At 46.1% G+C, this 8,420-nt stretch carries 7 protein-coding genes and 1 pseudogene; all 8 read left to right on the top strand.

The window, feature by feature from the left end:
- Positions 1-281 (top strand): annotated as a pseudogene (gene tuf, locus AACQ83_RS19985) (elongation factor Tu); the annotation flags it as partial.
- A 274-nt stretch (positions 282-555) separates the two neighbouring features.
- Positions 556-939 carry a preprotein translocase subunit SecE gene (gene secE, locus AACQ83_RS19980; RefSeq protein ID WP_112879334.1) on the top strand — a complete coding sequence of 128 codons (384 nt, stop codon included), beginning with the start codon at positions 556-558 and terminating at the stop codon, positions 937-939.
- Position 940: 1 nt separating this feature from the next.
- Complete coding sequence (gene nusG / locus AACQ83_RS19975) at positions 941-1,486, top strand: transcription termination/antitermination protein NusG (protein ID WP_011144820.1); 546 nt, start codon at positions 941-943, stop codon at positions 1,484-1,486.
- A 161-nt stretch (positions 1,487-1,647) separates the two neighbouring features.
- Complete coding sequence (gene rplK, locus AACQ83_RS19970; protein WP_011144821.1) at positions 1,648-2,076, top strand: 50S ribosomal protein L11; 429 nt, start codon at positions 1,648-1,650, stop codon at positions 2,074-2,076.
- Positions 2,077-2,079: 3 nt separating this feature from the next.
- Positions 2,080-2,781 carry a 50S ribosomal protein L1 gene (gene rplA / locus AACQ83_RS19965; RefSeq protein ID WP_112879333.1) on the top strand — a complete coding sequence of 234 codons (702 nt, stop codon included), beginning with the start codon at positions 2,080-2,082 and terminating at the stop codon, positions 2,779-2,781.
- Between the two features lie 315 nt (positions 2,782-3,096).
- Positions 3,097-3,603: a 50S ribosomal protein L10 gene (rplJ, locus tag AACQ83_RS19960; protein ID WP_112879332.1), complete on the top strand. Its 507-nt coding sequence runs from the start codon at positions 3,097-3,099 to the stop codon at positions 3,601-3,603.
- Between the two features lie 63 nt (positions 3,604-3,666).
- A complete protein-coding gene (gene rplL, locus AACQ83_RS19955; RefSeq protein WP_112879331.1) occupies positions 3,667-4,038 on the top strand; it encodes a 50S ribosomal protein L7/L12 in 372 nt (123 codons plus the stop codon).
- Positions 4,039-4,377: 339 nt separating this feature from the next.
- Complete coding sequence (gene rpoB / locus AACQ83_RS19950) at positions 4,378-8,406, top strand: DNA-directed RNA polymerase subunit beta (RefSeq protein WP_112879330.1); 4,029 nt, start codon at positions 4,378-4,380, stop codon at positions 8,404-8,406.
- The last annotated feature ends 14 nt before the right edge of the window (positions 8,407-8,420 follow it).

The raw sequence follows: 8,420 nt of genomic DNA, 5'->3' as shown, positions 1-8,420 counted from the left end.
ACACCACTTTCGAATCAGAAGTTTATATTCTGAGCAAAGACGAAGGTGGCCGTCATACGCCATTCTTCAAAGGCTACCGTCCACAGTTCTACTTCCGTACAACTGACGTGACCGGTACCATTGAACTGCCAGAAGGCGTGGAAATGGTGATGCCAGGTGATAACATTCAGATGAAAGTTACCCTGATTGCCCCAATCGCAATGGACCAGGGTCTGCGCTTCGCTATCCGTGAAGGTGGACGTACAGTAGGTGCTGGTGTTGTTGCTAAAGTTATCGCATAATTTTTTGATGTGATTACACTAAAAGGGCATCAACCGATGCCCTTTTTGTACGTTGTCTTAATAAGAACCTATCTCATCAATAGTTGTTTTTAATTATTGGTGAGATAGGCTCTGATGCAACGAATTGGCTATATCGCTCTCAGATATACAATGTCATACTGAATTATGGCGCCAAGTCAGATACAATCACTCAAATTTTTTGGTTCGGTCTGATTTGTTTTGCTCTTGCGAGGCAAGCTGGCTATCTATTTAAATCATAGTTACAGGTTGGTTTATGAGTACGAATAGCGATGCTCAAGAAAGCAGGCGTAGTCTTGAAGTAATGAAATGGCTATTAGTGGCAGCCTTATTAACGGTTGCTATCGTTGGAAACTACCTTTATCGGGAGTATAGCCTTCCTCTACGCGCGATGGCGGTTGTTGTTATTGTTGCTCTTGCGGGAGCGGCTGCGCTCTGGACTGCAAAGGGTAAAACCACACTGGCTTTCGCTCGTGAAGCCCGCATTGAAATGCGCAAAGTCATTTGGCCAACTCGCCAGGAAGCGCTGCACACGACTTTGATTGTTGCGGCGGTGACTGCATTGATGTCTTTGATCCTCTGGGGTCTTGACGGTATCCTGGTGCGTTTAGTTTCACTTATTACAGGCCTGAGGTTCTAAGATGTCAGATTCCCCAAAAAAACGTTGGTATGTTATACAGGCATTTTCCGGGTTTGAAGGTCGTGTTGCACAATCTTTACGTGAACATATCAAACTACATGATATGGAAGATTCTTTTGGCGAAGTGATGGTGCCAACAGAGGAAGTTGTTGAGATTCGTAGCGGCCAGCGTCGCAAAAGTGAACGCAAATTCTTCCCTGGGTATGTGCTGGTACAAATGATCATGAACGATGCAACATGGCATCTCGTTCGCAGCGTACCACGCGTCATGGGTTTTATCGGTGGTACATCTGACCGTCCGGCACCAATCAGTGATAAAGAAGTTGATGCGATTATGAATCGCCTTCAGCAGGTTGGTGATAAACCACGGCCAAAAACATTGTTCGAACCAGGCGAAATGGTTCGTGTCAGCGATGGTCCATTCGCAGACTTCAATGGTGTTGTGGAAGAAGTCGATTACGAGAAGAGCCGCCTGAAAGTTTCAGTTTCTATCTTTGGTCGTGCGACACCGGTTGAGCTGGATTTCAGCCAGGTAGAGAAGGCGTAATTTTCGAGCGTATCTTTTGCTGGCTTGCAATAGGTGAGAAATTAACATACAATTTCGCGCCTTTTGTTTTTTAGTAGTCTGGCCTGGATAAGGCGGGACTGAAATGACAGGGGAGCCTTTTAAATCAAAGGCGATATCACCCACATAGAGGAAAATTATCAATGGCTAAGAAAGTACAGGCCTATGTCAAGTTGCAAGTTGCAGCTGGTATGGCTAACCCAAGCCCTCCAGTAGGTCCTGCTCTGGGTCAGCAGGGTGTTAACATCATGGAATTCTGTAAGGCGTTCAATGCTAAAACTGACAGCATTGAAAAAGGTCTGCCAATTCCTGTTGTGATCACTGTTTATTCTGATCGTTCCTTCACTTTCGTTACTAAAACCCCACCAGCGGCTGTTTTGTTGAAGAAAGCTGCGGGCATTAAATCGGGTTCCGGCAAACCGAACAAAGACAAAGTTGGTAAAGTGACCAGCGCGCAGATTCGTGAAATTGCTGAAACTAAAGCTGCGGATATGACAGGTGCTAGCGTTGACGCAATGATGCGTTCAATTGAAGGTACTGCTCGTTCCATGGGCCTGGTAGTGGAGGGTTAATCAATGGCTAAACTGACCAAGCGCATGCGCACAATCCGTGAAAAAGTGGATTCAACTAAGCAGTATGACATTAACGAAGCCGTTGTTCTGCTGAAAGAGCTGGCTACCGCTAAATTCGTAGAAAGCGTTGACGTTGCTGTTAATCTCGGCATCGACGCTCGTAAATCTGACCAGAACGTGCGTGGTGCAACGGTACTGCCTCACGGTACTGGCCGTTCCGTTCGCGTAGCTGTATTTACCCAAGGCGCAAATGCAGAAGCTGCTAAAGCAGCAGGCGCTGAACTGGTAGGTATGGAAGATTTGGCTGAACGGGTTAAAAAAGGCGAAATGGACTTTGACGTTGTTATCGCTTCTCCAGATGCAATGCGCGTTGTTGGCCAATTGGGTCAAATCCTGGGTCCTCGTGGTTTGATGCCAAACCCTAAAGTGGGTACTGTAACTCCTAATGTTGCTGAAGCTGTTCAGAATGCTAAAGCGGGTCAGGTTCGTTACCGTAACGATAAAAACGGCATTATCCACACCACCATTGGTAAAGTTGACTTCGACACTGACAAATTGAAAGAAAACCTGGAAGCTCTGCTGGTTGCGCTGAAAAAAGCCAAACCATCTTCTGCTAAGGGTATTTATATTAAGAAAGTTAGCCTGTCCACTACCATGGGCGCAGGTGTTGCGATTGACCAGTCTGGTCTGAATGCTTCAGCTTAATTTTAGCTGAATGTGATTGTGATTATCGCTTTACCTTGGCGTCAGATTTGTCTAAAATTTGGCGCCTTATGTTTGGCTAGTAAGTTTTTTATTAGCTAAATAAAAAATTTTCGGTTGGAGCTTGGCCTAATCCAAGCCCCGTCCAAGACCGCAGGTGTAAGTAATTACTTAATATTCCTGCGTAGACGGTGACAGAGCCAAATGAAATTCATTTCTGGATTCTGCTCACCGTGTTTTAGAGCTCAGGCCCCTTTATGGTGTTATGAGCGATGTGAGTTCCGGGTTCTTCCCGGTTAATCCAGGAGCAAGAAGCTAATGGCACTAAATCTTCAAGACAAACAAGCGATTGTTGCTGAAGTCAGCGAAGTTGCCAAAGGCGCGCTGTCTGCGGTTGTTGCGGATTCCCGTGGCGTTACTGTAGATAAAATGACTGAACTGCGTAAAGCAGGTCGCGAAGCTGGCGTTTACATTCGTGTTGTTCGTAACACGTTGATCTGCCGTGCTGTTGAAGGTACTGCCTATGAGTGCCTGAAAGAAGCGTTTGTTGGTCCAACCTTGATTGCTTTCTCTAACGAACACCCGGGCGCAGCTGCTCGTCTGTTCAAAGAGTTCGCGAAAGCGAATCCAGCATTCGAGATTAAAGCAGCAGCCTTTGAAGGTGAGTTTATTCCTGCGGCCAATATTGACCGTTTGGCAACACTCCCGACTTACGAAGAAGCAATCGCACGCCTGATGTCAACCATGAAAGAAGCCGTTGCAGGCAAACTGGTTCGTACTCTGGCTGCGTTACGCGAGTCACGCGAGCAGAAAGAAGTAGCTTAATTGCCGATTTCCTTCGTTGCTTTTTAACGTATAAATTATTTCTGAATTTTAGGAACACTTGTTATGTCTATCAATAAAGAACAAATTCTGGACGCAGTTGCAACAATGTCCGTCATGGATGTTGTTGAACTGATCACTGCAATGGAAGACAAATTCGGCGTTTCTGCGGCGGCGGCGGTAGCTGTTGCTGCTAGCGGTGCTGCTGAAGCTGTTGAAGAACAAACTGAGTTTGACGTTGTTCTGTCTGCTATTGGCGGTAACAAAGTTGCTGTTATCAAAGCAGTACGTGGCGCAACTGGCTTGGGTCTGAAAGAAGCTAAAGATCTGGTTGAAAGCGCTCCAAACGCTACATTGAAAGAAGGCATCAGCAAAGATGATGCTGAAGCGCTGAAAAAATCTCTGGAAGAAGCTGGTGCTTCTGTTGAGATCAAGTAAGTTTAGTTTTGAGTTAGCAGCCTGACTTTAAAGGCTGATGGCTGGTGATTAAAAAATCACCAGCCTTTTTGCGCTGTAGGGCATTAGCAGCATTTCCACTGTTTGGCTGTTAATTAACCCCCAAATACTTTTTCCTATTGACGACTTAATATACTGCGTTCTCAGCTACGATCCACTCGGGTAGCTCGGTAGTAATGTAACGCAATGAAATGATTTAAGAGTAATAGTAATGAGTATTACGGAAAATAATTCAATTTTCTGTTCGAAAAAACAGTGTTGTAAAGAGCTGTCCTTTAGGGCGGGCAGAGTGGGTCACTGATCAGCGAGCTGAGGAACCCTATGGTTTACTCCTATACCGAGAAAAAACGTATTCGTAAGGATTTTGGTAAGCGTCCGCAAGTGTTGGACGTACCTTATCTCCTTTCTATCCAACTTGACTCGTTCCAGAAGTTTATCGAGCAAGATCCAGAAGGCCAGAATGGTTTAGAAGCGGCATTCCGTTCTGTATTCCCAATTCAGAGCTACAGTGGCAGTTCGGAGCTGCAATACGTTAGCTACCGTCTTGGTGAGCCAGTGTTTGATGTTAAAGAGTGCCAGATTCGAGGTGTAACTTATTCTGCACCTCTGCGCGTTAAGTTGCGTCTGGTTATCTATGAACGTGAAGCACCGGAAGGCACGGTCAAAGATATCAAAGAGCAAGAAGTCTACATGGGTGAAATTCCGCTCATGACTGACAACGGTACTTTTGTTATCAATGGTACTGAGCGAGTTATTGTCTCCCAGTTGCATCGTAGTCCTGGTGTATTCTTTGACAGCGATAAGGGTAAAACTCACTCATCCGGTAAAGTACTGTATAACGCACGTATTATTCCTTACCGTGGTTCTTGGTTAGATTTCGAATTCGATCCAAAAGATAATCTGTTTGTGCGCATTGACCGCCGTCGTAAATTGCCGGCAACGATTATTATGCGTGCAATGAATTACAGCACTGAAGAGATTTTGAACCTGTTCTTCAGTAAAACGATTTTCGAAATTCGTGACAACAGACTGCAAATGACTCTGGTACCAGAACGTTTGCGTGGTGAAACTGCTTCTTTTGATATTGAAGCAAACGGCAAGGTTTATGTTGAAAAAGGCCGTCGTATTACCGCACGTCATATCCGCCAGTTAGAAAAAGACGAAGTGAACCGTATTGAGGTTCCTGTTGAATACATTGCGGGTAAAGTTGTTGCAAGAGACTACATTGATGTCAATACAGGTGAAATTATCTGTGCTGCTAACATGGAGCTCTCTTTAGATCTGTTGGCACGTTTGAGCCAGTCTGGTCACAAATCTATCGAAACATTGTTCACCAACGATTTAGATCACGGCGCATATATTTCCGAGACACTTCGTGTTGATCCAACCAATGACCGTTTGAGTGCTTTGGTTGAGATTTATCGCATGATGCGTCCTGGTGAACCACCAACCCGTGAAGCGGCAGAAAATCTGTTTGAAAATCTGTTCTTCTCAGAAGATCGTTATGATCTTTCTGCGGTTGGTCGTATGAAATTCAACCGCTCATTGAGTCGGGAAGAAGTTGAAGGTTCCGGTATTCTGAGTAAAGATGACATCATCGATGTCATGAAGAAACTGATTGATATCCGCAATGGTAAAGGTGAAGTCGACGATATCGACCACTTAGGCAACCGTCGTATCCGTTCTGTTGGCGAGATGGCAGAAAACCAGTTCCGTGTTGGTCTGGTACGTGTTGAGCGTGCGGTTAAAGAGCGTCTGTCCTTGGGTGATCTGGATACACTGATGCCTCAGGACATGATCAACGCTAAGCCGATTTCAGCCGCAGTGAAAGAATTCTTTGGTTCCAGCCAACTGTCTCAGTTTATGGACCAAAACAACCCACTTTCTGAAATCACTCACAAACGCCGTATCTCTGCGTTGGGTCCAGGTGGTTTGACCCGTGAGCGTGCTGGCTTCGAAGTGCGTGACGTACACCCAACCCACTATGGCCGTGTATGTCCAATCGAAACCCCTGAAGGTCCGAACATCGGTCTGATTAACTCATTGTCTGTTTATGCGCAGACTAACGAGTATGGTTTCCTTGAAACCCCGTATCGTCTGGTTCGTGATGGTGTTGTTACTGATGAAATTCACTACCTGTCCGCGATTGAAGAAGGTAACTTCGTTATCGCACAGGCGAACACCGTATTAGATGATGAAGGTCACTTCGTTGAAGATCTGATAACTTGCCGTAATTATGGTGAATCCAGCTTATTTAACCGTGAGCAGGTTGAGTATATGGACGTTTCCACCCAGCAGGTGGTTTCCGTTGGTGCTTCCTTGATCCCATTCTTGGAACACGATGACGCAAACCGTGCATTGATGGGTGCAAACATGCAACGTCAGGCTGTACCTACTCTGCGTGCTGATAAGCCGTTGGTTGGTACGGGTATGGAACGTGCAGTAGCGGTTGACTCAGGTGTAACTTCTGTTGCTAAGCGCGGTGGTGTAGTCCAGTACGTCGATGCATCTCGTATCGTTATCAAAGTAAACGAAGATGAAATGTATCCGGGTGAAGCAGGTATTGATATTTACAACCTGACGAAATATACCCGTTCTAACCAGAACACCTGTATTAACCAAATGCCATGTGTCTCTTTGGGCGAACCCGTGGAACGCGGCGATGTACTGGCTGATGGGCCATCTACTGACTTGGGTGAACTCGCGCTAGGTCAGAACATGCGCGTAGCGTTCATGCCGTGGAATGGTTATAACTTCGAGGACTCCATCTTAGTTTCTGAGCGTGTCGTCCAGGAAGATCGCTTTACAACCATTCATATCCAGGAACTGGCTTGCGTATCTCGTGATACCAAATTAGGGCCTGAAGAGATCACGGCTGACATCCCTAACGTGGGTGAAGCTGCGCTCTCCAAACTGGATGAATCCGGTATTGTTTATATTGGCGCAGAAGTGACCGGCGGTGACATTCTGGTTGGTAAAGTGACACCTAAAGGTGAAACTCAGCTAACGCCAGAAGAAAAATTGCTGCGAGCTATTTTCGGTGAGAAAGCGTCTGATGTTAAAGACTCTTCTCTGCGCGTACCAAATGGCGTATCCGGTACGGTTATCGACGTACAGGTATTTACCCGTGATGGCGTAGAAAAAGATAAGCGTGCTTTGGAAATCGAAGAGATGCAACTGCGTCAGGCTAAGAAAGACCTGACAGAAGAGTTGCAAATCTTTGAAGCTGGCCTGTTTGCACGTATCCGTTCTGTCTTAATTGCTGGCGGCATTGAAGCGGAAAAACTGGATAAACTGCCTCGTGAGCGTTGGTTAGAACTGGGTCTGGCTGATGAAGAGAAACAGAATCAGTTGGAACAGTTGGCTGAACAGTATGACGAACTCAAAGCTGAGTTCGAGAAAAAGCTGGATGCTAAACGCCGTAAGATCACACAGGGTGATGATTTGGCGCCGGGTGTGCTGAAAATCGTCAAAGTTTATCTGGCGGTTAAACGTCAGATTCAGCCTGGTGATAAGATGGCGGGTCGCCACGGTAACAAGGGTGTTATCTCCAAGATCAACCCGATCGAAGATATGCCTTACGATGAAAACGGCACTCCGGTAGATATCGTATTGAATCCACTGGGCGTACCATCACGTATGAACATTGGTCAGATCTTGGAAACGCATCTGGGTATGGCGGCGAAAGGTATTGGCGACAAGATCAATGCGATGCTGAAACAGCAGCAGGAAGTTGCCAAACTGCGTGAATTTATCCAGAAAGCTTATGACCTGGGTGATGAAACCCGTCAGAAAGTTGATCTGAACACTTTCTCTGATGAAGAAGTTATGCGTTTGGCAGAAAACCTGAAAAAAGGTATGCCAATTGCGACACCTGTGTTTGATGGTGCGAAAGAGAAAGAAATTAAAGAGCTGCTGAAACTGGGTGACTTGCCAACTTCTGGTCAAATTACCCTGTTTGATGGCCGTACCGGTGAGCAATTTGAGCGTCAGGTTACTGTTGGCTACATGTATATGCTGAAGCTGAACCACCTGGTGGATGACAAAATGCACGCCCGTTCAACCGGTTCGTACAGCCTGGTTACTCAGCAACCGTTGGGTGGTAAGGCGCAGTTCGGTGGTCAACGCTTCGGTGAGATGGAAGTGTGGGCATTGGAAGCATATGGTGCCGCGTACACCTTGCAGGAAATGCTCACCGTCAAGTCCGACGATGTTAACGGCCGTACCAAGATGTATAAAAACATCGTGGATGGCAACCATCAGATGGAGCCAGGTATGCCGGAATCCTTCAACGTATTGTTGAAAGAGATCCGCTCTCTGGGTATTAACATCGAGCTGGAAGACGAATAAATCGTATTCCCGCT

The sequence above is a fragment of the Photorhabdus sp. S10-54 genome, from assembly GCF_963878145.1.
Lineage (GTDB): Bacteria > Pseudomonadota > Gammaproteobacteria > Enterobacterales > Enterobacteriaceae > Photorhabdus > Photorhabdus kayaii.
Note: the sequence above shows the minus strand (reverse complement) of the source record. Positions and strands in the feature narration are given on the sequence as shown.

Bases quoted from the DNA above. Each gene is read 5' to 3' on its own strand.
- rplJ (WP_112879332.1), top strand. From the start codon at position 3,097: ATGGCACTAAATCTTCAAGACAAACAAGCGATTGTTGCTGAAGTCAGC.
- rplA (WP_112879333.1), top strand. From the start codon at position 2,080: ATGGCTAAACTGACCAAGCGCATGCGCACAATCCGTGAAAAAGTGGAT.
- secE (WP_112879334.1), top strand. From the start codon at position 556: ATGAGTACGAATAGCGATGCTCAAGAAAGCAGGCGTAGTCTTGAAGTA.
- rplL (WP_112879331.1), top strand. From the start codon at position 3,667: ATGTCTATCAATAAAGAACAAATTCTGGACGCAGTTGCAACAATGTCC.
- nusG (WP_011144820.1), top strand. From the start codon at position 941: ATGTCAGATTCCCCAAAAAAACGTTGGTATGTTATACAGGCATTTTCC.
- rpoB (WP_112879330.1), top strand. From the start codon at position 4,378: ATGGTTTACTCCTATACCGAGAAAAAACGTATTCGTAAGGATTTTGGT.
- rplK (WP_011144821.1), top strand. From the start codon at position 1,648: ATGGCTAAGAAAGTACAGGCCTATGTCAAGTTGCAAGTTGCAGCTGGT.